The organism is Paenibacillus sp. Dod16, from assembly GCF_049893405.1.
Lineage (GTDB): Bacteria > Bacillota > Bacilli > Paenibacillales > Paenibacillaceae > Paenibacillus_AQ.
Genome location: NZ_JBNDYG010000032.1, coordinates 1 through 26,375, shown reverse-complemented (window position 1 = coordinate 26,375; position 26,375 = coordinate 1). Strand labels below are relative to the sequence as shown.

Here is a 26,375-nt window from a genome sequence, read left to right as displayed (position 1 = left end):
CCTCATAAATCTTTAACATATTTTATTTTTTCGTTAAAGCACTGAATAACTTGTGAAGCATGATAAAACGAATCCTCAGAAAATAATTCGCCAAATAGGTATTTACGCACTCCTGCTTGGTCATATTTCAACAAATAATCAGCTACTTCCTCATAGTCACCAACTAATATGGGATCATTTCCTCCAGACTTTATTCCTCCCAACCAGTAAACTTCATCGCAATAGGAATCTCTCTGCATAGATGATAACTTAGCTAAGGTTTTCGTGTTTTTGGACACACTATTTCGACGCATTCTGAGCTTCACATTATCAACCAAACTCTCTTTGTAATGATCATTTGCAAAACTTTTAGCTTCATTTGATGAAGCTCTAGCTATCAATGACAGCCTTATTGCACAATTTTCCTGTTGAGGATTGAGTATTTTGTTTTCAAGGAATGCTGTGATTGGTTCTGGACGGATAAGCAAGGACCCATTCAAATTAGCAGAAATTTTCTGGCCAAAACTTGTGAAACTAGGAACAAAAAAATTCGGCATTAATTCTTCACTAATTCGAGGTGTCACTTTTAAATTTTGCATACTGTAGTACTTGCCTTGAAAAGAAAAGCCATTCTCTGAACGAAGAATTCCGTTTACCACTTGACTGAATTCATTTAACTTTTCAAATCGATCTTCATAATTTAATTCCTTACATATTTCATTAATTTCTGATTCTCTAGAACCAGAAATTAAATTAAAGTCCACTTTCCTGTTGTATAGGTTTGCAATAGTTTGCACCATTTTGGCTGTAGAGAGTGGCGATGTATAGTATGGTTGTACAGCTATTAGTGGCGTAATTCTATTCGTGTGTTGGATAATATATGTGGCTAAAATGTAAGGATCAAAAGTATGATGATTAAAGAAAGCAAGAATGCCATCAAAATTATATTTCTCAGAAAGTTTTGATACTTTAACAACTTGGTCAATATAGGATCGGTCACGAATATGAGGTATCTGACTTATAAATTGCCTGGTTTGTTCCATAGACATAGTTCTATTCCTCTTTTTTTAGTATTCTGTTTACAAATTCAAATATTGTAGATAGAGAGCTAAAGTTTTCGTATAACAATTTGTCATCAGGTATTTTTATTTCATATTCCTTTTCTATATTTACTATTAAGTTTAATAATAGTACGGAATCTACACCTCATTTCTCAAGGTCAAGTTGTGTATCTTCAGGAAATCCAATGCTGGCATTTTCAAAAGCCCCCTTCTTCTTTATTTCCATTTCGGTATTCATATAATTTCTCCTCATTTCTATTAAATTTTAATTTTGGATATAAAGGAGTAGCTTTTCCCATTAAATGTTTCATTATTATCCACTTTTTTATCAATATAGTTACATTATCCTGTTCTAGAATAATCATTTTGACCATACCGAGTGAGTCAATGAGCAATTGTTCAGAACAACACTTATTGTTTTGAATCAACAATGGTCTACAAGATGATTCATTTCGGGCGAAAAATGGGAAATAAGTTGTTGTTAAGTCATTTTTCAATCAACAATTTTAATTGTTCTTTGTCAGTTTTCCCATTTAACGTTGTTGGAAATTTATTATGTATTGTTATGAAATTAGGAATCATATACTCAGGAAGTTTTTCTTTTAGATGAATCTTGAGTTGATCTTCATTTGTATAATGATTTAATTTTGAAAGGACAACATGGCCAGATAGAAAAGAATTGCCATCAGATTCGTGGTACAATACAACTACAGCTGAGACAGCTTCGTTAGATAGAAATGCATTTTCAACTTCTCCCAACTCTAGTCTCATTCCTCGGATTTTTACTTGCCCGTCTGCCCGCCCAACGTACTCTAGATTACCGTCTTTCAGTTTACGAACTAGATCTCCCGATCGGTATAGTCTAGAATACGATGGTTCATTGTCATGATTATAGGGGTTAGGTACAAATTTGATATTTGTTAAATCAGGATTATTAAGATATCCACTTGAAAGACAAATACCAGTGATACAAAGTTCTCCAGTATCTCCATCTTTAACATAATCAAGTCGTTCATCCAAAACATAGAATTTTGTATTCGTGATAGGTTTTCCAATCGGAATTTTTCTATTTGGATAAGTTTCTTCAAATTTCCAGTAAGCCACTCCAACCGACGCTTCCGTAGGGCCATATACGTTGTAAAGTTCTACATTTAGTTTTGTTAAAGTCTTCACCCCAAGAGAATACGACCATTTTTCCCCACCACAAAGAATTATTTTCAAAGATTGACAGTCTCCGGGCTTAAGACAATCCAAAAACAGATCAAGCAACGGTGGAATGAACATAACCATTGTTACTTGATTATCATTAATCTCTGAGATAAGTTTACGAATATTATTACTACTGTCCGGCTTAGCTACACACAATACTGCTCCACTTATTAAAGGATAAAATATCTCACACACTGATACATCAAAGCCAATCGGGGTCTTATGAAGTAGAACATCTCCTTGTTGTAATTTATAAGTTTCTTTCATCCATAATAGATGGTTACAAATACCTGAGTGTTGAATAGCTACACCTTTTGGATTTCCAGTTGTTCCCGAAGTATATAAAACATAGGCTGTATCGTTAGGATCATATAATAGATTCATTCTTTGATTATCAGACAATGGGCTATATTCTCGTATTTTGTTAATATCTAAAACTATAAGTCCATTAATATTCTTGAATATAGGCATTAATTTCTCTTGAGTAATTACTATAGAAATTCCAGCATCCCGTATAATATATTTGATTCGTTCCTCTGGATATTCTACCGAAATCGGAACATACACTGCCCTACTTTTTAATATGCCGAGTATACACGAGATTAAATGAGATGACCTCTCCATAAATACCCCTACGCATTGATTTAACGGAATATCAATATCAATAAGCTTTCCAGCCACACTATTTGCTTCTTCATTTAACTCCTGGTAAGACATTGATTCTCCATTAAAGAGAACGGCTTTTCGAGTTGGGTGATGTAATGCTATTTCTTCGAATAACTGTGGTATGCAAATCGTTGATTTACTCATAGAATTGAATTCTCCTTTTAATTAGGAAAAATGTGTTTTAGAGATACGATGAAGGAGGCTAGCATTTGGCTCTGCCATGTTTCTTTATAGCCGCATTTTACAGGTTGGTTAGCTTGTAATAAATCTGATGAATGGAATTCAGCAAGTAAATGATATAAATAACTGACTTTCACTTTTAAAATGTTATATTTAATTCCTAAGCAAGAAGCCATAAATACTGTAAAAAAAACTAACAGAATTCTAAGTAGCTATATATTACTTTGTGAAATTGAGTCAACTACTTCAAAAATTTTTACACCATTCTTTTAATTCAATGCATAATTGGAATTCCTCATTACTAAGTAAGTTGCAATTTTTTATTACTTTTTTTACATCAATTTCTGTTTTCGTATAGTAGTTTCTCAGAGTCATATTTTCAAGCATTTCTAAACATTTAATAATTGGAAAAAACTTTTGATAAATACGTTCCGGACATCCGATTTTAATTAAAAATTCTAAAAATAAAGATCTCAAGCCCCGTATTAATGCAAATGTATTTGTAAGTATTAGAATCTCATTTGTAGACTCAGTTCGGGCTTTATTTAACAGAAAATGAATAATACATTCGTAAGAGGAATTATCCTCACTTACATTTGCTATCCAGGAACTAAAATACGATTTAATTGTATTTTTAATCTCATCGTAATCAATTTTATTTTCGTTATTAACAGTAATAATTGTATGAGATGATGCTGAATAAGCATCGCTTATTATACTTTTATTTAATCGATATGGTGTATAGTTCTTAAGGTTTTTATTTTCATCGTATATTGTATATTCATTTAGATAATCATTGTATTCTGCTAGTATAATATAATGTCCACCAGCCCCGTATTTGGTTTTGAAGTGATGTATATGATGTTCCAAAAAGAATGTTTGAGCAGTTAATAAAACAATATCACCTTCTTTTAATGTCTTAATTATCATTTCTTCAACATCATCAAAATGAATTGAATGATTAATTGATGTTGTTAAACCTAACATTGATATATTTGCAAGAAAATTGGGTTTGTACCCCCTTCTTATTCTTGTGTGGTCAATTTCATCGACCTCACTAATGTTGTTTGAGAAATGTTCGAAAATGTCTTGAATCTTTTCTAATGCATTATAAAAAATAAGATCAATAGGAAAACCTTTAAATTTATAGAAAGATAAAATATGTGCAGAATCACAGCCTAACCAATAATTTCTTTTATTAAACATTGGTACTAGGACTTCCACTTGAACAACTCCTTTATTTGTAAAAATAAGAATCAAGGGAAAATTAACTTTTACGATAATTTGTCACTAATTAATTTGTTTATTTTATCAATTGTTAGAATGTTATCCATTTCCATTTCCTCGTCTGTAATAGTAATATTGAACATAGCTTCCAATGAAATTATTAATTTGACTGAATTCATTGAATCAAGACCTTTATTATCGAGATTTTCACTAAAACTCAACTTGTTTTTTAAATTTAATATTGATCTTACTTCTCTTTCGATTCTCTCTAAAAAATCAAACTGAGATGTTTCTTCATTATTCAATTGTTTAACCTCACTTTTTTATGAATTATTACAAATAGCTATTTGCCTATATATGTGCCGTTCCAATTGAGTCGAAAAGTAACAGGCTGTGGGAACAATATCCTGAGGAGGAATCTGTTTGTTGGAACGATAGCATTCATGGGTATGAAAATCATTACACGAATCTCTCTTTTACTTCTACTTTTCAACACACCTCTCAACAACAAACCGTTTATAACGGTYCCCATTACACCAATATTATCAGCTCAGCCCGGTCCCAGCCCTCCGCCACGTTCACCCWAAAAATGTTTCCCCCGCCAATAACAACAGCGACTTCCACACCAAAATTGACGACAAGGAGAATTCGCTTGCACTGTGCTCTAAAGCTTGATGGTTAAAGTCGAAATCGTTGTTACCGGAAAGCGCCGCACCGCTCAGCTTGATCGACACACTATTTCGATGCATTCTTAGCTTCACATTATCAACTGACTTATATAAATTGCCTGGTTTCTTTCTTCCATAGACATAGTTCTATTCCTCTTTTTGTAGTAATCTGTTTACAAATTCATATATTGTAGATAGAGAGCTAAAGTTTTCGTATAACAATTCGTCATCAGGTATTTTAATTTCATATTCCTTTTCTATATTTACTATTAAGTTCAATAATAGTACGGAATCTACACCCGACTTCTCAAGGTCAAGTTGTGTATCTTCAGGAAATTCGATGCCAGCATTTTCAAAAACCCTCTTCATTTTTATTTCCATATCAGTATTCATATAATTTTTCCTCATTTCTATTAAATTTTAATTTTCGATATGAAGGAGTAGCTTTTCCCATTAAATATTTCATGATCATTATCCACTTTTTTTATCAATATAGTTACATCATCCTGTTCTAATCTACGCTTTGAAAATTCACTGAAATTTGTTATGAAGTTCTGGTTTAGCTCTCCTTCAAGGACTAGATATACTTCGAACAGTTTTGGCTCGCTTTGGATTACTTTATACCGACTAATACCAGAATAACCTTTCGAAAGCATGTCCCAGAGTACTCCTTTGAACAAACTCACACCATTAGCTATTTTGTTTGAACTTTCAACTTGGTGAATTAAGTTTATTTTTCTTGCATCATGCAGTTCGATTACTTGACTTTTCGATCCACAAGAGCAATTACTAGTTTTTAATTTTGCTAAATCACCCATTCTATACCGAATGAAGGGATATTCTCGAAGAATTAAACTCGTAACGACTACTTCACCATACTTATCACTATCGGTCTCCAAAATTTCATCCGAATCCAAACTAGCTATCTCAACATGCACGTTATCTGATAGGTGTAATAAACCTTCAGTACATTCATAAGCAATACTCCATACTTCTCTGCTACCGTATGCATTCACTACTTTCGATTGAAATGCAGTTGTTATTAATTCTTTATCACTTTCTGTTAAAATCTCACTATTCGATTCAATAAATGCAGGCTTCCAATCTTTCAGATCTATATTGTTATCCAGAATGTAACCAGCATATTTGACAAGATCACTTGGAGTACTGTGTAGTAAAAGTGGCTTACTTTCAATTAGATAATTTAGCACTTCTTGGATAGCATCAGGATGCAGATTTCTTGTATCCTTTATGATCTTCTTTTGATTATGAGGCAGGTGAATAAGACAAAACATATTCTCTTGATTTACTCTTTCGTCTATTAATCTTCTTTTAGCCCAGAGGTCTATGGCAAGCTGAAAACGCTCCAGTTTACTTTTATAAATTATGATAGGAAATCCACTGGACCCCGATGTACTTTCTGGAATGAGAAACTCATCCATCGAAAAGAGATCTACTCCTTTTATCTTCTCCTTAGCACGATCTGAAAAAAGGTGATCCTTGTGTTTCTTTACTTCTTCTTTTGTTAATATAGGGAACTGATTAAGTAAATCTGTTGTTGTTATTGTTTCTGACCGGTGAACTCTAGTTCTGAAATATTCTACATTATTAATGGCATCGTTTAGAATATAATTAAGTCTTGCTTCGCTGGGATACAATCTGCACATACCTCCTTTATCTAAATAAATTGGCAAGATGAGTTCTATTCACTTTCCCATTTTTACTTTTTGGAATCTCATCAACAATATAAATTCGCTTTGGAAGCTTACTTTTAGCCAAGAATGATGATAAATAACCTTTTACCTCATCCTCAGTTAAACTTTCGCTTAAAACTATTATAGATATTGATGCTTCTCCTAAATAATCATCTGCTATCGGGCATGATACTGCATCTGTTATTGAAGAATGTTGCAACAATAATCTATCAATATCCTCAAGGGATACCAAAAGACCACCTGTTTTAATTATATTTTTTAGCCTTCCTGTAAGCACTAAATAACGATTTTCAATCGAATCAGCTGTAAATCTACCTAAATCTCCGGAATGAAACCATCCATTGCTAAAAGCCGATGATGTCGCATCTTCATTGTTATAGTAACGAAGCATCACATTATGGCCCCTCATTACAACCTCTCCTACTTCGCCGTCTCGCAGAATTTCACCATCTGGACCCATAATGGCTACTTGATTTCCAAACAATTCGCATCCTACACTAGGGATATCAGTATTAATAAGATATTTTTCATAATTGACAGAATCGATATTAGAAGGGATTTTCAGAGAGAAATTTGTAGTTTCTGTAAGGCCGTATCCCTGAATTATTTTTTTATCCCACTTAGTATAGACTTGTTCCGCGATTTGGACCGTCAAAGGAGCTGCAGCTGAAACGAAATACTGGAACTGTTCTTTAAACTTAATCCTAGTATCAAGCAAAGATTTGAGAATGCTAGGTACTACACTAGAAATATTTACTCGCTGCTCGTTTATAGTTTTACTAAATGTGAAAGGATCAAACTCATCACATAAAATTACAGTAGATCCAGCCATTAATGTAGTGAAAATTGTGAATTCTAAGCCGTTTGCATAGTATATAGGCAATACGCACATCAATCTGCTATGATTATCAAGTTTATGATGCTTTAAAAGAGCATAACAATTATTAACAATATTATAGTTGCTTTGAGCTACTGCTTTAGATGAAGATGTGGTTCCCGTAGTAAACAAAAGAATAGATGGAGAATATATATCCAATATCTTTTTGGATTTGTCTACAATAGTAGGTTGATTTTTTGAGTCGCTAATGATTTTTTCAGCTTCAAGGACGACTAAATCCTTTACATGACCCGCATCAGAAATGATAACCTCACACTTAACGGTCTCAAGCTGGTCTTTAATTTTATTTTCCGGTTCACTAGCGTTGATCATCACTACAGTGACGTCTAATTTTATAAGAGCAAGTATGATTATCACTGAATTAATAGAATTTTTAGGAATAAGGGCTACTTTATCAAATAAGTTGATTTGATATGTTTTTTGAAGTTCTAAACATACTTTGTGGACCAGTTGATAACACTCTCTATAAGTAATTGTCTCGTCATCTCCATCAGGGCTTATATTCACTATGAACTCCTGATTCGGACTATATTTATTCCACTTCTCTAAATAATCAGTTATTTTCAGATTATCTAGTAAAGGCATATTATACGGTCGACCATAATAATCATGTACTTTATCAAATATACTTCTCACAATATTAATTCTCCCACGCTCATTTTTTATACTTGAGAATAAGTTCTGTTACTGTACCAAAAGTTTCAAAATTCTTCGAAGTTAGGTCTATATCTTCAATTTCTATCTCAAATTCAGATTCAATTACGCCAACAAATTTAAACAAATAAAGGGAGTCGACTCCCGAGTCTTTTATCTTTGTATCTGCATTAACCCCTTTTATTTTCAGCCCAACTGTCTTCTCAACACATTTAACAACTTTATCTAACATAACTGGTTCTCCCATATATCCCCCTCCTTAACTATGCATTTCTATCCATTTTTCTAATGGCCCCCAAACTTCATTAATACTTTTTTCACTTGCAACAACTTCTGTGTGGCTCCATTTTTCTAATGCAAGAATACTTATCTCTTTACTTGAGGTATAACGTGCAGAAACAACTCCTCTGTGAAGTTCTATCTCCTCCATTTTATCTACAGCTGCTACACAATAGATGGGTAGAGTCATAGCCCTAGTATTCTGGTCATACATAAGTACGGGATGGGAATCATAATCAGCAATACTATTCATCTCTGCAACTTGTCTTGCAGGCCAATTGCTATTTTCAATAAGTAGATACCTTATTAAATCATCGTCAAAAGTCTTTTCGAAGAACGAATTACTAAATTTTGATGATAGTTTTTGTATGGCATGCCGCCTAAATCTTTTATCGTGAGAAGGATTCAAGATAATACCATTGTGAAGAAGTTCGAACTTGTGAATTTCTTCATTTATATTCTTCTCTTGAAGTCTTTTGTGATGCTTATTTCCACCATCAAGTGAAATAAACCCATTTACTTTAAAATCAAATTTATGATATGGTAGCATGTATCCTAACGCAGCCCCCATACTATAGCCAGCTATAAATAATTGATCTATTTGTTTCTCTTCAGAAAAGAGGTTAATACAGTACTCAATGTCTGATAAGAAAATCCCTGTATCCCAGTCTTTACATATAGAAACTTCATTTCTATTCAAAAAACTTGTCCGGTAATCCATAGAGCACACGATATATCCGCGCATTGCGAAATAGATCCTAAGATCTCTTTGAGGATTGTCCTTTGCCCAAAGTAAAGAGTTCTGCCATCTTCCATTAATAAAAAAAATGGCAGCGTTAGTTGGCTTTACATTAGACTGATAGAATACTCGAAAACCAATTTCACTTTCATCTTTGAAAAAAGAATATGAGTCAACAAATAGCTCTCCATAATTCAATTTTCTTGTAACTTTACGCATCTATTTTTTCCTCTTCAGACAGTTCTTTTTGTATTGATTGAATCAGCTTACACTGATCTTCAACATCAAACAGAGCTACATCGATTGGAGAATTTGAACTAACACTCCGCCCTACCTCAATCACTGTTTTAAACATTAGTGAAGTAAAATCATCATATTCAGGTTCACTGACCCCTTCACTTAAATGCAAATTAACAGCGTGACCATGTGCAATCATAAAAATCTTTTTTCCAGAAATCTGATATAGATCACCAATTCCTTCTAAAGAGTCAAACTTCGCATTCTTATTTAAATACTCAATTAGCCCTTTAAAATCCTGAGAAGACACCGTTACAAAGTAGCTCTCATTTCCAAGATATAAAACTTCACGCTCCGAAACCGTTCTTGCACCGGAACAACCAACTATTAGTTTATGTCTTTGGTGGGCGAAAGCATCCTTAGCACTTGAAAACACAGTAAAACCGTCATCTTTTGCTTTGTTTCTAAGTTTTTCGGAGACTTCAGATATAGTTACTTTTAAACCTATTTCACGAAGCAACGAAGCCATCCATCTTCCTATTTTTCCGTAACCAATAACATGACAATATTCGTCTGATAGTTTTTTATGACGTAATATGTCTCTTATCCGTATAACTGAACTAATAGCGATGTTTCTGCTTTGGTTTACTTTTATAGAAGAGTTAGCTAAATCTATAACTTTCAATAGAGGGAACTTGGATTGGATTAATGATATTCCTTTGCTAGTCGTTTCAATCGGAAATAATTCCATTTTGAACTTTTTAGCAATTCTAGCCAAAGAAGCAATCATGTCACCACCATCGTCTAAGACGATAATTTTCTTTTTCGAATATCTCTGAGAAATCTCTTCAGTGATATCCTGTGTGATTTTTTGTGATTTAATTACTCTTACGCCATGTTCACTTAGGTAAGATGCAACTCTGTTTACAAACAATGTTTTGTCATCTTTAGCTACAAAAAAGCAATTTTTGGGTTTTAAACCCAACTTAAATAGTGACAATACTAGATTAAGCTTTTCAAGTAGCAAGTGTTCTCTAATGACTATAACAATATCTTCTAGACAAATATTGTCTAGAAGATATTGTTTAGTAAGATGAGAAAGTAAAGGATTTAAAGCATTAATTTGTTTAATTTCTTTCTTGTTAAACACATTAAGCGCTTTAACTAATTGATTCTTTAAAGCGTTAATATATATTGGATTTACTTGGTTATCACTATAAATTAACAAGACATCGTAATGACATTCAGATGATGACGTGAAAAAGGTAGGGAGACTATTAGGCGTTTGAAATAATTTGATTGTAAAGCAGGCTTCATTTCCTACTATGTTGCAGTTAACTAAACGCTCCCTACTGTTATCAACCGATATTTTCGCAGAACGATCATCAGTACGAATTAAATCCTTGATAAACTCATGTACTTCTTCCACCGAACCTGTAAAACAGCCCACTTTCTCTACTTGAATTTGATCGGTAGAATTGATGAAATCTATCTGTTGTAATCCACATTTATTCACGTTTATCTCCCTTGTATCAAAGTACGGTTAAGCATAGGATGATCACCATCAGTTGGACCCCAATCACTATCGGGATGGTATGCAACAATGGCCATTCTAGAATCATCTGTAAAGAAGCAATGCTGAGACATTTCGCTAAGCTTAAATACGTAACCTTCTAGCAGAGGTACTTCTCCTTCAGGTGTAACGCATCTTCCATGTCCATGAATTACAAAACCGAATCGAATCGTCGGGTGTATATGCATTGTTTGGCGAATTTTGTGAGGGAACCAAAGCACATTAAATACCGGGTCTCCTAAACGAGGAGGATAGATTAGTAAAGAATCACTACAGCCGTCAATGTAACTCAAACGTCCGCGATTTTCAATTGGGCCACCGATGGTGAAAACCCCTCTAAACCCTAGTCTTTCTACTAGTGTAATTTTACCGGTTCCTCTTAATGCGAATTCGCCAACGACACTAAAATATTGACCAGCAGTTAACTGTCCTTTCTCTTTATCTCCTTGTTCTAAAACTACCTCTCCCTCGTATACAATTCCGTATACTGTAGATGTTTCACTACCAAAATATTGTTTTGAATCCCCAACATAACCCCACATTTTAGTAGGATACATTCCGTGAGATTCATCGAATAATAATCCATTCGTTAATGGACGAATCTCAAATCCACCTAAATTGGTAACAATCTCTTGAGTTGAATTCATTTTTTTTCCACCTTTACTTTTTTTATTTACAAATAATTGTAAAATTTTTATCTCCAAACCCTTTTTCGTAAGTCTTTTTATACGTATTAAGGGTTATAGATTCATAGTTTAAGTTTAAGCTACGGTCAGAAACTATATCATGTACCAGGTTCAAATCCTTAAATGCCAATGCTAAAGAGAAATCTGTTGAATAATCCTCTTCGACAACTTTTCGGCCAAACCGTTGCATCATTGCACTGTTAGCTGAAGAATTGCTAAGTGCATCAACTAAAAGTTGAGGATCAAGTTTGAAAGCATTCGCCATCATCAATCCTTCTCTGATTATTGCCATATTGGAAAGATGAATAAACTGATTGATTAGTTTAGCGTAGTTACCTTTTCCTGGAGAATCAAAGTAATAGATGTTCTTCCCAATATATTTGAGTAACTCGTCAAGTAAAGCACTTCTCTTTTCTTCATATCCTACAAAAACCGTAAGTTCACCATTTCTCGCATTCTGTTTAGATCCAGATACAGGACAATCAACAAAAAGTGTATCTTTATATTTATACTGTTCATGAAGAGTATACGTTACACTAGGATCAGCCGTTGTAAGATCAATTATCAAGGGAGGTAAATTATCTCCAAAATAATCTAATACCTGAAGTACGTCCTCTGATTTAGGAAGACATAATATTAACGCATCGATCCCTGTACATTCAGGAATTTCCGATCTTACAGCTCCCTGTTTAACCGCCTCAGTAATACTCTTCGTACCTCTGTTAAAGAGTTCAAATGCAGTTAAATGGAAGCCTTGTTCAAGTAGATTCAATGCGGCTGGTAAGCCAAATCTACCAAATCCTACCCATCCGATATGTTTTAAATTACTCAATTGTATTTCTCCTTTAAACTTTCTAATATAGATTCCAGCATTGAAGAATCTGAATCTATATTTTGAGTCATTTGATATAACGAAGACTGAAGTTTGTGTGTTTCTTCTATTGGTCTATCAATTACTCCTTTAACATAGCTTTCCTTAAATAAATCTTGAACATATTTATCCCCGAACCATACTCGGATTTCCCTATACCCTTCGAAAGGCCCTGATGAAAGGTGAAAAGCATTGTTACGAAAATTGATATCACCAATTATTTGTAAGTTCCCACTAGCAGCTTCCCATCTTAGACTCTTTGAATCAGCTACAAAAGGATCTGTAGAACCTAAGAATTTATCTCTCATAAATCTCCAGTCCATTGAATTTTCGCATTTTGAACAGATATGAAATGCAATTACATAGTCTGATTCTTCTTCAAAGTCTCTAATTATACTCGGGATATGCCCGTTAATAATAATTTCATCTTCAGAATCCAATGCCCAGAGAGAATGTTTTATATTTGCAGGTTTTTTTTTCTCGTCATTCCATACTTTATGTATCAAAGAGATGTCCTTTGAATATTGATATGCTGAAACGATAGTTTTACCCTCGAAGTTCTCTGTAGGGATTACAAGGTCTCCCCATTTGGCATTTATATAGTGCAAATCGAAGTGTGCTTTAAAAATACCTGACTTTAAAACTGATTCTTTATCCCAACAAACTATTGCTTCAATTCCATATCCATGTTGTTGCAATTTTCGTTGGACATATCTATATACTGATTGCGGATAACTCAAGCAGGGTTTGAAAAGCAATAACATGTTATTTTTAGAAAACGTTTTCCCTTTATGTGTGTTTATCACATTGTCAGTTCTATAGTACGTTGGTTTATGAAGATCTTTGGATGTTTTAATAAGGCCATTAACTATTTCCCCTATTTCTGTATCACCTAAGTCAATATGTGCACTTACATTATTAGGATATATCTCACTGTTCTCTAGATTATTCAGCAACATATAAGAGAGGGCTTGTGAAAGAACCACTTCTTTACTTCCGTCACCATCGAGATCATAAATCCCTATTTTTTGATCAAAATATTGATACAGTTTATTTAATTCCCGTTTGTATAATACAGTCCTCGAGTTATATAACTTAATTTGATCATCAAATCTTTCACCTTGTTGTTCTCTCTTAGAAAAATTCTCTATCCTTTTTTGATCTGATACATGAATAAAGAAGACTGCATTAATTGATAAATTCATTCTTTCAACCACTTTGTCAAATGGAGGACCCGCATCAATAACAACTGAATCATATGTTTTCTCGTTAAGAGCATGATTTAATAAATGAATAATTAACTGTTCATCAAAAACTTGCTTTCCTTCAAATGCAGAATAATGTTCTTTCTTTACAACCTCATTATTTAAAAAATAGTCTCTTATTAGATCTCCTATGCTTATATGTTCTATCTGAAGAGCCTGTGCGAGTTTCCTTGACAATGTCGTTTTCCCGGTGCATGGTAAGCCTAATACTACGTTTATCTTGATATTTTCAATCAAATCGTTTTTCCCTCCATAAGCTCACTCCACTTACTCGAGGGTTTAGGATAATGTTTTCCTAATTTAAAAAGTTTATTGAACACATCTTCTGGCGAATAACTCTCTCTATCTAAACTCGTTGAGCGACTCTTAAGCAAGTTTAAGCCCTCTGAGGTTATATCCGACGGGAACACAATATTCACTAGTTCCATTGAATAAATACATTGATTATATAAATTCAATTCAATAGCTCTTTTAAAGAATTCATCAAATAGCCCCATGTCATGTATATAATGGATAAACCGATCTAGATCACAAAATTTAATTAAGTTCCAGTCCATATTCCATTCTTTGAATGAGTCTTCCTTTGTTTCTCTATACAGATGTAAGACCAATTGTAATAATAAATCGACATCGGAAACGGTTTGTATGCCTTGGTTATCATTACTCTGAGTTAGAATCAGTTCGCTCGGTATAGTTTCTTTTGTAACAGTTGTGCCGATTTGATACTGCACTTGCACGATTACGTAACGCATAATATCTAAATTAGTCATTTTTACGAAGTTCGGAAGCCCTCTGGTATGTAATAACCATTTACGTACTTCATCTTTCGGTAACGGGATAAGTTCTTCAGTACTATGTTGATAGCTACCCATTTTATACCCAATATCATTAAATAGTTGAAGAATATCTTTGTGTTCATCACGTTTACCTATTAAATCAATATCGTACATTTTGCGGTTGTTCATCGTATAAATTTTACCTATTAAAGCGATTCCACCTTTAGAAACAGCTAAGCTCAGTGATTCTTGGCGAATCTTTTGAAACAATTCCTTCACTTCTTTAAAATGAATATCATTTCTAATAGAATTGACATGCATTAGCTGCTTCCAATGATTCAGAATCATTAAAGGTAGATTTCCATTACGCAATGCTTTATCCGCTAAACCACTCGTAATTAAATTCTCCAATACTATAAACAAGACTTTGTGCCACATGGAATCAGTAAAAATTTGAGTCCAATCCAATTCATCAGTTATCATTTCTTCAATCTCAGGGGTTGGGTTAAAGGATCTATCACACAAAACTAAGATTAGCCTTCGCTCTTTCGATAAATTGTATGATTTAAGATCACTTCTATAAGTAAACTCTATACTCATTTCTCCTATTTCACCTCGTATTACTTAATTTATTTGTTGTAACATAGTGATTACCATTCAAATACATACTGCGCTGTGATATAAATACGAGTTCTACATTAGTGACCACCCTCTACCATCGCGCCCGCCAAAGCCAATTGGTAGAGGGTAATTATATTCCTTAAAGTTTTCGCACTTCACGACTGTGAAGACTCTACTGTTCTTTTCTCAATATCAGATTTTAATTAACGCAATAAGAATTGTTGTTTATTGTAGATTTTCTCTTTTACTAAAGGATAATCATTGAACTTGTTACATTATTACATAACATCCCGTCTCCTCTTATTGCTTAATTTTACATACTTATCTGCTAAGGATTCTTTCCAATAAAGTATAGTCAGCTTTTATATTATAATGTAATACCTGGTGATATCTTTTGTAAGCTTCACAGTAATGTAAGTCGAAACTAAATTACGAATAAATATTTATTGTTTTTTAATCAGTTATAAAATAACGAAAAGTTGTATGTATTAACATTTCACCATTTTTCATTAGAAAAGACGTAAGATCTGAATTTTCTTTCTTTGATGACTTCATTTGAATCAATAATGTTACCATTGGAGTCATATATATATTTGTAGAAATCTAAAGAGCGTATTAGCTTTTGGGTTTGGGACTCAATATAACTAAACCTATCGCTACTTTGGCTAAGCAGCAATTCTGCGGAATCTAACAAGAATTGAGGGTGCAATGATAAATAAAGTGTTGGTTTATACTTTTTTAAATAATTTCGCATGGTTGGTAATACTTTGTACTCGCCTGCTTCAATATCCATTTTTATAAAATTCACATTTTTTATTTCATAATCTATGAGAAGTTGCTCGAATGTTATTCCTTTAACCTCAAAATAATCTCCTTTTTGTTTATTCGGTAATATACTCGACATTGATTCACTTGGGTCAGTTCGTATATATAGATTTATAGAATGATTTTTAGGAGACAAAGCAGCATCAATACAAGTAACCTTTGTTTTTATTGATGAATTGAGTGAAATATTACAAATTAATTCTTCAAAGGCTATCTTATTTGGTTCTAAAGCATAAACATGGTTACATTTATGCGCCCCTACCAATACAGTTGGTCCGATCCATGCACCAATATCAAGGTAATTATTCTTAGTATTAAGAAATCTTTCGAAAATATTAAATGTTTCTTCTTCCCATTTATCGTAATATATAGTCCAAAAATCATAATGTTGACGATACTCTTTTTTTAGATTAATCTTCAGGTCAATCCCTTTTTTTGATGTTTCTATTATTGTCAAATCCATTATAATCTCCCTTTAAAAATAATTAGGTTAGAATGATAGCTATATGCAAATTAACTTCTGATAGAAACTCTCAAAATTGGATTTGAAATATGCTTCACGTTCCCCTAGATCTCTGATCATTGGCGAAATTCTGGCGATTGTTGGTATTTCTCTGCTTTTTTGAAACAACATATATTCTTTTGATATAATATTATGAACTAATTTCCACCTGATTGTGATGTCATTTAATTCACTTCTTATTTTTTTCATATCCCTTAGTATGTTAGGATTAATTGATCCTAAATAATCTAATCCTTTAGAAAGGTATTGATGACCAAAAATTATCTTCACTAAATTAATATTTATAGGAGCATCACTTAGTCTAGGAAAGTCTATTATTTCCCTTTTGAAATCAAAGGATTCCCCTACCTCCAATGCGAACTCCTCGATTGCAGGAGTGTTAACTTTTTTTAAGGTTTGATTTACTTCTCCGAATATTTTAATTATGTCTGGCTGTAGTGGATCCATTTTCTCAAAATAAGCATACGATTTTGTACACCCATTAATAAAATCAGTAAAAGGTAATTCTAATATCTCCATACTGTAAGTTGGGTCTAAGCAATATAAAATTTTATCCCTTTCATTGATTCCAATAACCAGACAATAATGATTAGCTTTAATTTTTTTATATGCAAAGGTATTCCATGGTGTCCAAAAGGAGTTGAGTGATACCACTACAGGGTGATTATTTCTTATATTTGTGATAATCATATTTATAATATTTGTTTCCTCTGTTATATCTGAGATGATGATTTTCACACCATGATATTCTTCAAAATAATTATATGCATTGAATCTAGATGTTTCTAACCGCTCTCCAATTAACCTAAGATCTGAATTTTTTGAGTTGAAATTTAAACTACATGATTTTATAAAAAGTAGTTCGTATCTTCGGTTCCACCATTCTGCGACTGTAATTAAAAGGTGCTGTTTGCAATCAGTATATTCCCCTTTTTTTGGTATAATATTTAATATCAAAGTGAGACACCAATCCTCCCTAAAATTCCATAATATTGTAAATGTGTGTATTATATATATCATAATTCATGGATGTCAGAATGTTTTTACCTTTTTTGGTAATTTGATTACTCTTTTTATTTTTATGCCACTAAAAATGCCACAAAGGATATTCTTTATGGCGATTTCCTTGACACACTATATCAACTGAATAATTTGAGGAGTTAATAAATACTGGTATTTGGGTCTACGCTTAAAATAAGAGGTTGGGGTAATCTGACCTTTTGCCTGATGAGGTCAGCTTACAGCTAGATTTTTCGTTCAAAGAGAGGATCGAAGGAGCCAAAATATTTTTATTAATTTACTATATTGCAGTTTGGTTCTTGTCATTTTAGACGCCGACGGTTTTGGGAGATTAATTTAAGAAATATTTTCGGGTCTGAACCAGGTTGCAAACACATTTTAAAGGACGAAGTAGAACAAATACTTCCAAACTCTGTAATACGATAAGAGAGACTCCTGAGTTACTTAAACCTAAATGGTGGTGAGGAGGCCGGCAGTAATTGTCCTCTTGAGCTTTGATTTTAAAGATGGCTATTTTTATATATAAGTGTAGATCGTTTGAAAATAAGTGGAATCCTGTGGTGAGTATTTCTTGCTTTTCAATTTGAAAGTCTAAGAAATATTAGTTGGGTAGTGATGCAGTCAGAGCAATATTTGTATACAATTTTGATTTTTTATATTTACGAGTAAAGAAACAACGCACTCCATCAACTGAGGCCAACGTGTAGCGGCGAGTGAATAGTCAAATTCATTTTCCCGCAAAAATCGAGCAAATTCTGTGAGTTGCAGGCATTATCTATACAGCTTTAAATCCGAGCGAAATCATAAATCAGTCGCATAATGTGTTAACACATTATGCGATCATCTTACAATTGTATAAAATATAACTTGTAATAGAGACTAAATGAAATTCACTCATATTCATTTAAATATATGATTTTAGGGGGTTCCACTCAACATTCAAATGACATTGCCTAAAAAATCAAGTCTAGCTCTTTATATAGCAAGCAAACCCAATATCTTTTGATCTTTTTCTAAAATATTGTTTAATATTGCTAATAATCTTGACACAATTTCTTTATCTTTTGTTACTTGATTTTCTGGTATTAACCATCAGTTTTTCTTTAAATCTATCTTCTGCGTCATTCTCACTACTAATAGCTGTTGCTAAATCAAAATGTATATCCGTAAAAGGATTAATTACATATGGCCTAGCTACCTGTTTTAGTTTTGGCAGTGCCTGAGCCATATGAATTTCTGAGATTTGATCAGCGCCTTGCAGAGCTGCAAAGTAGGTAGCCCTTTCCATCAACTTCATGACATAAAATGGAATCCCCTTTGAGATGTAATAAATCTTAGCGGCCAAATGTGGATCTGCTATGTTCGAAGGATTAGGAAATGGAAGATCCATATCTATTTTCTTTAAAAAAGCACGGAAGGTAATTATCTCTTCAACAGTTCCATACTTAAAGGGCTCAAGCATCACTTTATTACAATATCTCCGATCCAATTGCGGGTTACTTAGAAATACACTTACTGATTCAGGCATTCCGCATAACACCACAGCAATTCGAATTTCTTCCGTAAATGTCTTCACCCAATTTGAGGCAGTGGTGAGGACGTGATCTGTATCCGCATCAATTAAATGTTGAAACTCATCCAGAATAATCATTCTGATACCCAATTTGCGTACAAAATGATGGATACGACTAGTTAAATCAGTCAAGGTCCCTTTATGATGAAGCGGATCCCCCATCACTTCCAGAATTTTGGATGCAAGCATTTTAGGCGTTGCTTTCGGAGGAACTCGTACGTGCAATACGGTAATATGTGTGTACTCCCCTTCTACCGTCTTTACAATCTCTCTTGGGTAGCGAGCAGTAAATTCTGTTGTCACCGTACTCTTCCCTACTCCTGAAGGGCCATATATATACAACCCTTCTGGACTTACGGAGTCCTCGGAAAAGAACAGCATCATATTTAACTCTTCCAAAAGCTCTCCATAGTTAGGGTGATGTACGATAATCCTCTTCACATGCTCAACACGTCTTTTAAGTTCTTCCATGCTAGCTTTCTTACCCTTTAAGCTTTCAAAACTCATTCTAACCAAGCTCCTTTTGGCCAGAGCCCCACTGAGCAGCATAAAATTCGAGATCAATATCATCTACAAATAATTCTCCAGGTTTAGGGCCCTTGATCATATCGTCTTTAGTATTTTCAAGTTTTGAAGATTCTCTGCTTTTTGTTCCCTTGGAATCTTTGATATTTTGGATATTTATAGATTCTGTTATCCCTGGAATCTGCTCACTCGGTACGCCTATGGCTGCACTTACAATAGTTTGTTGTTTCGCTTCTTCTCTTCGACGTCGTTTCTTTATTCCTTTGTATTCCTGTTTACAATCCTCTTGGATCTCCTCAATCGCCAATCTCGCCGCCCCAAGATGGGTATTATCAAATTCATTGTAGTTGTGGCCATCTTTGTTAGTGAGATATTCAAGCAACTCCGAGTGTATCGGAAAGTCTATATCGATTTTTTTCCTTTCGAGGCCTGCATTTTTTATATACGCCTCAACGTAGCACTTATTTTCCTCATCCCTAACATATATGGTCCTCATATCTGAGCCATACCTAACAAGTACTAAACGACTCTTTCCTTGCTTCTCTAGACGCTTCCGTAGTTCATTCAATTCTTGACTAAAAAAGAGATGGCCTTTTAATTCAATCCCCTTAGGCTGAATTTTACGAGTTTCGCTCGAAGTAGAAAAAAGTAAATGTAAATATTGTGGATTTTGTGGCAATCTAGGGTGAACTTTCATTTCCCTTATACCTGCTTTCCAAAGATGTTCCGGAACCCTTTTCTTATTTGCTCCTCTGTTAAAATTGTTGGCCACCATATCAACTAAAGCTATATGTACAATATGATGTAAATTCTTAATATCAATCGTTGCTCTTGCCTCCGCATCATATTCTCCTTTTTCATTTACATTTGAAAATAGCGAGCCGAGCAATCCTTGAAATGCTTTGTGATTTAGGTTGCCTAGCGCGTGTTCCACTTGCCCTTTATGATGACCCGCTTTTACAGATGCAAAGCGTAAGCCTATTCCTAATGCATTGCAGACCTCAGCGACTTCAGCAGAATCATTAACTGCAGCATTATCTAACACAATTTCCTGCGGGATACCATATGCCGACCATTCCTTTCGGACTTTAGGATATTTCTCCTTAATATAGGATTTGGGCAGTATACAATGTAAAAGCAACTGTTTCCAATCACCGGCATTAGGTGTTTCCTTATAAATGATATGGTAACCCATTGGTTCGCCTGTTGCTTGATCTTCCCCATACAAAATGACCGGGCGAAAGGCTTCGTCCAAATCAAAATCAACAATTAAACAATCAACTGGGGTCCAATCTGCCTCCATAACTTCTAATGGCCGAGTTGCTCTGATATAATCACGTACACCATTATGTTTTAGATCGGCCAGATTGGTTCCCAGGATTTCTTTATCACGTTTTGTAGAATCGCTATCTCTTTTATATAGTCTTCTAAATGTAGATTCCGACATCGGCTCTAACCTTTTTTCCCTTGTTATGTTCAGATCCTCAAGGCATGCAGTATACACGTCATACTGGTCTTTTACAGTAATGTATTCAATCTTGCTATTGTACTTAAATATAACTCTAGAAGCTTCCATCAGCACGTCTTCATGGAGACGAGAACTTTTTGGACCTGTTCTTTTCGGGATTAAATCAAATTTATTGCACCGTCTTTTATATAACAGAACCCATCTATAGAAAGATGCCTGAGATAATGCGCCTTTAGGTCTGTCTGTTTCAGGGTAATTATCCAGGTGATTTTTTACACCGCTAGGTTTTATGTCCCCTTTAATATAAGGCTCTATTACCTTGTATCGTTTTTCCATGATGTCTATCTCTTCTTTGCTGTAATCATCAAGATGGTTAGGAATTTCCTTTTCCCCCTCATCTCTTGATTTAAAAATCAATCGTCTATTACGAGTCTCATTATAAGCATTCAGAAGATCGTTCAATGGCAGAAGTTCTTTGCTATCATCTGATAGGTTTAGTACCTCTAAATCCTCCCCTCTTTTTCTAAGTACTTCATACTCTGTTTCACCTATCTGAAATTTTTCTCCGTATCTAAATTCACTAAACACACTAATCCCCCTCGTAGGATAATAGAGATTCATCCGTTACTTTTTTATTGATTAGATCAGTTTGAATTTCCTGCAGATAAATGAGGCGATAGGCAGCTGCATAAAAAGTCTCATCTTCAAGTTCCTCGCAGCTCTCCCTTAGCTCAAAAAACGGAATGTTATCATTCACTTTTTTCAACTGATTTAGAATAAATTCTTCTACTCTTTCTGGAACATCCTGTGTTCCTAAATGCCGAAGCAGAGAAAGATTCGACTGTAAAAAACCAGGATTTATCTGCCGTTCGGTAAAAACTTCATATTGCCAGCCTCTTTCTTCACAATATCTCCTTCCCACTTCGTACTTGATTGCGTTCTTCTCAGTATTAAAGAATCGTTCTGTCTTGACTTCAACAATACATACCTTATTACTTTCCAAGATCATTTTGAAATCTGGATAATACCTAAACTTCTTACCATTTATCTGATAATTAATCTCCAATGGTTGGTAATATAGTTCATCAACTGAAAGATCAAAATCAGCCAATCGAATAAAATTACGTTCAAGAAAACTATCCCAATGAATCATATCTCCTGTTTTGAGAAAGGGTTCTTTACCTCGAAACCCTTTTACTTTTGGTCTTATTTGACGTGCCGGTTTTTGCACTTAATCACGCTCCAGTTTCAAAATTATTGATAATTATTAATATCTTCGTCCAAATAAAATTATTTAAACACGAAAAAGCGCCTATTCTTTAATAGACACTTCAGATTCGCTATTCGATTTAGCTTCAGAAGATGCAAAGTTTATAACTATAAGCGTTTGTGTTCCTGAGTAGTTCAACCCAAGCTCACGTACTTTATATTGAAGCTCGTTAAATTAACTTACTGTCAATTGATTTAAACAATTATAATATCAAATCTCCGCATTATCACCCGTAAAGAAAGGGAGCCACAACAACTAAGCATTCAGAAAAATGAACTCCCCCCCAGATTTCTGGAAGGGATTTACTGGTTAATAAATTCCAAATATTTAATTTGTAGTTAGGTTATTATTAAGCTGCCCATTATATGTGTCTTTAAGCATAGAAATATATGCTGTTACTTCTGGTGCTACACTTTTTAGGTAGGATTGCTTCACCCCAAGATAATTATAAATATCTTTAGTATATATCCTCCCACCACGATATCGATTCTCAATGTATTCTTCAATCAAGGCATACCATTTCGATACTCTTTGGCTTTGTAGTTTTTCTCTTTGGATTTCCTTCATATCAGTTATATACTTATACCCATCTTTCCAATTCCGCAAAGTTACGCTGGAAATTTCCAACATACTTGCTACTTTGTTTTGCGTAATTATCACATCGTTATCTAATAAAGTTTTTACTATTTGGTATAAGCTCTTCATTTTCATCGGATAATCTACTTTTTCCCTTCCTATTTTCTTTGTATTAGCTTTTCTTCTCAAAACATTTATATGATATCGATATATTAGAAAGTGGTCTAAGGACTCCCAGCATGGCCATGATTGTATCTTCATCAATCCAATATTTTGATCAATAGCAGTCTCAAGTTCATTCAGTAAAACAAGGTCAATGTGGCTTTTTTCTATTGATATTCTGGTTTTAAAATACGCTATAATTCTACGACACTTAGAAAGAGACATCGTTGTGTTCCTAACAAGATTATAGATAGAAATATCATTAGAATTTAGATAAGAATAGCCTTCAATAAATCCTTCCTTCTCATTTTGTTGATTATGCTCGTCTAAGTAATACGTGCATCCACAATCCTGACAAAAATAATAATGCTTTTTAAGTTCTCCACTTTTCAAACGGTTATAGTGAGTTCCAGTTTTACTTAAGCTCTCACTTTTATTGTAACTTATACACCAAGGAGCGAGACATTTCACGGTAACCTGTTGCTCATTTTTGCTATGGAAATTCTTTAAAAACTTGCTTGGTACATTCAAGGACAAAAACGTGTTTATCTCCAATTTATATTGATATAAAAGTCTCAACAAATCGCTTAAGTGGATTCTCCCTTGTTGACTTAATGTATCTCTTACATAAGGCAATAACCTTTCAAAGCTGAACCCCCTTTTTTGACAAGAATGCTCTAAGGCCCCCATATCTACAATGGAATTTTGTTCGTTTAAGATGTAAATGATTTTTTGTCCAACTTCTTGCGGAGATAGAATCACCGTATGGTTACCAAGAAGTTGATCCCATGCATTCTTTAACCACTCTTGTTGAACAAGTACAGTGGGATCTGTAACAGGAGTAACAACTTTTCTATCGATGGAAGAATTACACTCCGAACAAGGACTTTTTGTTTGGATTAATGGAAAAGGACAACCACAGGTTGAGCAGGCCTGCAACAGATACATCTGATGTTTCAGACATACATCAATACCCGCAATCTTCCAATGAAGTCTAATATAATTCCCCTGCTCAAGACAGGACGGACAAAAATGTGCCACTTTTCTAACTAATCCCTTAATGAATCGCGATAAACCCATATTATCACGATGAGAAAATTTTCGGTGAGCATAATAAAATGTCATCGATAGTAGTGATTCTTTTGATATTCCGGTTATCTCCATTAGTTTTTCGAGATTTATAGAAGAAGTTGGAGTCGTTTCAATCAAATTCAGCTCACTTGCTGTTACCTTCTTAAACTCTTTTGGCTTAATATGCCCCCAGAACTTCTGCAGACTTATTCCATTTTCTCTTGCGTTACGACTCATAAAGCTTAACAAGGACTCATCTTTATATGGGGTTAGTCGGCTAAGAAACATTAATAACCTCCAATATTATTTCTTGAAGTGCTCAAGTATTAGGTATTGCTTTTGCGACAATATCCTCTGCAAGTATTCGAGATCCACTAATTCCTTTAAGGTATTTCAAAGGACCTTCGGCACTCCACTGCATTCCCTTAAACCGTTTCACACTTTTTATTATGAAGTTGTAATCAACATTCACTTGTTGCTTAGATGCGGCTGCAGAAAATATTTCAGAACCCGCTATAGCGAGTGCATTAAGGCAAACAATATGTGTGATCCGATACTCTTTATAATTGAGCCACTCCGAATTAAACTGTTCCTTAATTGCATTAAAATAGACGAGACTAAGTGCAAGCTTTTCTTCTTTACTGAGGCTTGATATTTGTTTTGGTTTTGTAAGTAATTCAAGTACCTTATATAAATTCTGAAGAGTAACATGCCTACCAGCAACCCGTTTACCTGTCAGGGTTCCGATGAAATGAAACGGACTATCTCCTCGTGTAATAAGCTCTGTTGCAATCCAGCTATTATCATCAGAATTACGGTGTAGGTACTTACTTAATGATGTTCCTATTCCCCTCGCTTTCGTGTTTATCGTGTCAAACAGTTCGATCTCCTCATCTTCATCCAGATAGTGGAATGCTAAGAAAGGAACGTTTATCTCAGAATTGGTATCTTGCGTATAACGCTTTATTCCCCCTAAACGATGCTGCCCATCCATTAGTGAAGCTTGACCTTTACATATTAATCGACCAAGCGAGATCCTTGATTTGTCATAAGGATTGAACTCCCACTTCGATTCTGCATTTAGCAATATAGGCGTGAAGAGAGCATTCTCACCCTTAGATAGGTATAGTGCAAAATCATTACAACGTTTATTATCAACCGGCCTTTGATACCCTTTTCCTGAAGGATGATCATATGGTTTAACATAGGTTACTTGTAATGCAGATGTAGCAGAAAAATTACCAAGGTACGCTACCTTCCCACGCATTTTGTATTGCAATACATTTTCTATAACTTGATGATGTGGCAAAGATGTCATTAGATTTCTCCCCTTAAAATTATTAATTTAATTTTAGGTTATATAACACCTATTTTCAATTGGAATTATGTAGTTGACTACTCTTCAATATCCCAATTTATTTGCCTACTCTTAAATAGAGGTGGCATAATGTCAAATCTATATCTCCAAGTCGGAAAGAAAATTAGATTGTATCGAAAAGCAAGAAAGCTAACTCAGGAAGAGTTAGGAGAACACCTGCAAATTGATCAGTCGTATTTGGGAAGGATCGAACGGGGAGAAGTTAATATTACTTTAGATACACTTTACAAAATATCTTCTGCACTCCAAGTACATCCAGCTCGGTTTCTTGAGGATGAAAAAGACTCGCGAATAGGCCATGTAAGGTCTGAGATCTTAGATAATATCGATAGTTTAATATTGCCTTTAACAAATGACGAGTTACTGGTTGTCCAACGTTTACTGAAAGAAGCGTTATCTTTAAGGTTGATAATACAAAAAAGGACTTAGATAAATCTAAGTCCTTCAGATTGTCGAGAAACCCTGTACTTTTTTCAAAGTACAGGGTTTCTCACATTTCAAATGGTCACTTCAAAAGGGGGAATGGGGTTTACCCCCTGTTTTAGAAACCCTGTACTTTTTTCAAAGTACAGGGTTTCTCACATTTCAAATGGTCACTTCAAAAGGGGGAATGGGGTTTACCCCCTGTTTTCCAGGCGATCCAGGTGGATCGCCATCTTCTTCATATTCTGTACGGCTGC

Annotated in this window: 22 protein-coding genes and 1 pseudogene; 1 reads left to right on the top strand and 22 read right to left on the bottom strand. The window is 34.2% G+C overall.

All coding sequences use genetic code 11. The features are described from left to right. Positions 1 to 2: 2 nt before the first annotated feature. The 22 genes and pseudogenes from ACPV3A_RS22130 to ACPV3A_RS22025 form a co-directional block, all read right to left on the bottom strand. Positions 3 to 1,028: an LLM class flavin-dependent oxidoreductase gene (locus ACPV3A_RS22130; RefSeq protein ID WP_426201154.1), complete on the bottom strand. Its 1,026-nt coding sequence runs from the start codon at positions 1,026 to 1,028 to the stop codon at positions 3 to 5. Positions 1,029 to 1,032: 4 nt separating this feature from the next. Beyond that, positions 1,033 to 1,173 (bottom strand): annotated as a pseudogene (locus tag ACPV3A_RS22125) (hypothetical protein); the annotation flags it as partial. Positions 1,174 to 1,526: 353 nt separating this feature from the next. Continuing rightward, positions 1,527 to 3,059 carry an amino acid adenylation domain-containing protein gene (locus ACPV3A_RS22120; RefSeq protein WP_426201152.1) on the bottom strand — a complete coding sequence of 511 codons (1,533 nt, stop codon included), beginning with the start codon at positions 3,057 to 3,059 and terminating at the stop codon, positions 1,527 to 1,529. A 282-nt stretch (positions 3,060 to 3,341) separates the two neighbouring features. Further along, entirely contained in the window at positions 3,342 to 4,319 is a 978-nt protein-coding gene (locus ACPV3A_RS22115) for a hypothetical protein (protein WP_426201150.1), read from the bottom strand. 50 nt (positions 4,320 to 4,369) lie between these two features. Beyond that, positions 4,370 to 4,627: an acyl carrier protein gene (locus ACPV3A_RS22110; RefSeq protein ID WP_426201148.1), complete on the bottom strand. Its 258-nt coding sequence runs from the start codon at positions 4,625 to 4,627 to the stop codon at positions 4,370 to 4,372. A 510-nt stretch (positions 4,628 to 5,137) separates the two neighbouring features. Beyond that, positions 5,138 to 5,383, bottom strand: coding sequence for an acyl carrier protein (locus ACPV3A_RS22105; RefSeq protein ID WP_426201145.1), 246 nt, complete (start codon positions 5,381 to 5,383; stop codon positions 5,138 to 5,140). A gap of 20 nt (positions 5,384 to 5,403) precedes the next feature. Then, a complete protein-coding gene (locus ACPV3A_RS22100; protein ID WP_426201143.1) occupies positions 5,404 to 6,648 on the bottom strand; it encodes a hypothetical protein in 1,245 nt (414 codons plus the stop codon). A 16-nt stretch (positions 6,649 to 6,664) separates the two neighbouring features. After that, positions 6,665 to 8,239: a class I adenylate-forming enzyme family protein gene (locus tag ACPV3A_RS22095; protein WP_426201141.1), complete on the bottom strand. Its 1,575-nt coding sequence runs from the start codon at positions 8,237 to 8,239 to the stop codon at positions 6,665 to 6,667. Positions 8,240 to 8,258: 19 nt separating this feature from the next. After that, positions 8,259 to 8,504: a phosphopantetheine-binding protein gene (locus ACPV3A_RS22090; protein ID WP_426201139.1), complete on the bottom strand. Its 246-nt coding sequence runs from the start codon at positions 8,502 to 8,504 to the stop codon at positions 8,259 to 8,261. A gap of 12 nt (positions 8,505 to 8,516) precedes the next feature. Further along, complete coding sequence (locus ACPV3A_RS22085; protein WP_426201137.1) at positions 8,517 to 9,494, bottom strand: alpha/beta hydrolase family protein; 978 nt, start codon at positions 9,492 to 9,494, stop codon at positions 8,517 to 8,519. Then, positions 9,487 to 11,028 (bottom strand): hypothetical protein, encoded by a 1,542-nt coding sequence (locus ACPV3A_RS22080; RefSeq protein WP_426201135.1) that lies wholly within the window; start codon positions 11,026 to 11,028, stop codon positions 9,487 to 9,489. Before ACPV3A_RS22080 ends, ACPV3A_RS22085 begins: the two co-directional genes overlap by 8 nt. 2 nt (positions 11,029 to 11,030) lie before the next feature. Next, positions 11,031 to 11,732, bottom strand: coding sequence for a hypothetical protein (locus ACPV3A_RS22075; protein WP_426201133.1), 702 nt, complete (start codon positions 11,730 to 11,732; stop codon positions 11,031 to 11,033). Positions 11,733 to 11,754: 22 nt separating this feature from the next. Further along, on the bottom strand, positions 11,755 to 12,603 hold the full coding sequence (locus ACPV3A_RS22070) for an NAD(P)-dependent oxidoreductase (protein ID WP_426201132.1): 849 nt from the start codon (positions 12,601 to 12,603) through the stop codon (positions 11,755 to 11,757). Beyond that, entirely contained in the window at positions 12,600 to 14,144 is a 1,545-nt protein-coding gene (locus tag ACPV3A_RS22065) for a nucleoside monophosphate kinase (protein WP_426201130.1), read from the bottom strand. The genes ACPV3A_RS22070 and ACPV3A_RS22065 overlap by 4 nt, the downstream gene beginning before the upstream one ends. Beyond that, positions 14,141 to 15,283 carry a nucleotidyltransferase family protein gene (locus ACPV3A_RS22060; protein ID WP_426201128.1) on the bottom strand — a complete coding sequence of 381 codons (1,143 nt, stop codon included), beginning with the start codon at positions 15,281 to 15,283 and terminating at the stop codon, positions 14,141 to 14,143. Before ACPV3A_RS22060 ends, ACPV3A_RS22065 begins: the two co-directional genes overlap by 4 nt. 517 nt (positions 15,284 to 15,800) lie before the next feature. Beyond that, entirely contained in the window at positions 15,801 to 16,592 is a 792-nt protein-coding gene (locus ACPV3A_RS22055; protein WP_426201126.1) for an FkbM family methyltransferase, read from the bottom strand. 39 nt (positions 16,593 to 16,631) lie between these two features. After that, on the bottom strand, positions 16,632 to 17,609 hold the full coding sequence (locus ACPV3A_RS22050; protein WP_426201124.1) for a C39 family peptidase: 978 nt from the start codon (positions 17,607 to 17,609) through the stop codon (positions 16,632 to 16,634). Between the two features lie 1,120 nt (positions 17,610 to 18,729). Further along, positions 18,730 to 19,752, bottom strand: coding sequence for a TniB family NTP-binding protein (locus tag ACPV3A_RS22045; protein ID WP_426201122.1), 1,023 nt, complete (start codon positions 19,750 to 19,752; stop codon positions 18,730 to 18,732). A 1-nt stretch (position 19,753) separates the two neighbouring features. Continuing rightward, complete coding sequence (locus ACPV3A_RS22040) at positions 19,754 to 21,826, bottom strand: Mu transposase C-terminal domain-containing protein (RefSeq protein WP_426201120.1); 2,073 nt, start codon at positions 21,824 to 21,826, stop codon at positions 19,754 to 19,756. Between the two features lies 1 nt (position 21,827). Then, a complete protein-coding gene (locus ACPV3A_RS22035; protein WP_426201118.1) occupies positions 21,828 to 22,469 on the bottom strand; it encodes a TnsA endonuclease N-terminal domain-containing protein in 642 nt (213 codons plus the stop codon). 366 nt (positions 22,470 to 22,835) lie between these two features. Beyond that, positions 22,836 to 24,605, bottom strand: a complete 1,770-nt coding sequence (locus ACPV3A_RS22030; RefSeq protein WP_426201116.1) for a TniQ family protein — start codon at positions 24,603 to 24,605, stop codon at positions 22,836 to 22,838. Positions 24,606 to 24,636: 31 nt separating this feature from the next. Then, positions 24,637 to 25,635, bottom strand: coding sequence for a DGQHR domain-containing protein (locus ACPV3A_RS22025; protein ID WP_426201114.1), 999 nt, complete (start codon positions 25,633 to 25,635; stop codon positions 24,637 to 24,639). A gap of 129 nt (positions 25,636 to 25,764) precedes the next feature. Here ACPV3A_RS22025 and ACPV3A_RS22020 point away from each other — a divergent pair, with 129 nt between their 5' ends. Further along, positions 25,765 to 26,124, top strand: coding sequence for a helix-turn-helix domain-containing protein (locus ACPV3A_RS22020; RefSeq protein WP_426201112.1), 360 nt, complete (start codon positions 25,765 to 25,767; stop codon positions 26,122 to 26,124). The last annotated feature ends 251 nt before the right edge of the window (positions 26,125 to 26,375 follow it).

Coding starts and splice junctions, on each gene's coding strand:
- ACPV3A_RS22130 (WP_426201154.1), bottom strand. CDS start 1,028: ATGTCTATGGAACAAACCAGGCAATTTATAAGTCAGATACCTCATATT.
- ACPV3A_RS22120 (WP_426201152.1), bottom strand. CDS start 3,059: ATGAGTAAATCAACGATTTGCATACCACAGTTATTCGAAGAAATAGCA.
- ACPV3A_RS22105 (WP_426201145.1), bottom strand. CDS start 5,383: ATGAATACTGATATGGAAATAAAAATGAAGAGGGTTTTTGAAAATGCT.
- ACPV3A_RS22090 (WP_426201139.1), bottom strand. CDS start 8,504: ATGGGAGAACCAGTTATGTTAGATAAAGTTGTTAAATGTGTTGAGAAG.
- ACPV3A_RS22085 (WP_426201137.1), bottom strand. CDS start 9,494: ATGCGTAAAGTTACAAGAAAATTGAATTATGGAGAGCTATTTGTTGAC.
- ACPV3A_RS22075 (WP_426201133.1), bottom strand. CDS start 11,732: ATGAATTCAACTCAAGAGATTGTTACCAATTTAGGTGGATTTGAGATT.
- ACPV3A_RS22060 (WP_426201128.1), bottom strand. CDS start 15,283: ATGAGTATAGAGTTTACTTATAGAAGTGATCTTAAATCATACAATTTA.
- ACPV3A_RS22055 (WP_426201126.1), bottom strand. CDS start 16,592: ATGGATTTGACAATAATAGAAACATCAAAAAAAGGGATTGACCTGAAG.
- ACPV3A_RS22045 (WP_426201122.1), bottom strand. CDS start 19,752: ATGAGTTTTGAAAGCTTAAAGGGTAAGAAAGCTAGCATGGAAGAACTT.
- ACPV3A_RS22030 (WP_426201116.1), bottom strand. CDS start 24,605: ATGTTTCTTAGCCGACTAACCCCATATAAAGATGAGTCCTTGTTAAGC.
- ACPV3A_RS22025 (WP_426201114.1), bottom strand. CDS start 25,635: ATGACATCTTTGCCACATCATCAAGTTATAGAAAATGTATTGCAATAC.
- ACPV3A_RS22020 (WP_426201112.1), top strand. CDS start 25,765: ATGTCAAATCTATATCTCCAAGTCGGAAAGAAAATTAGATTGTATCGA.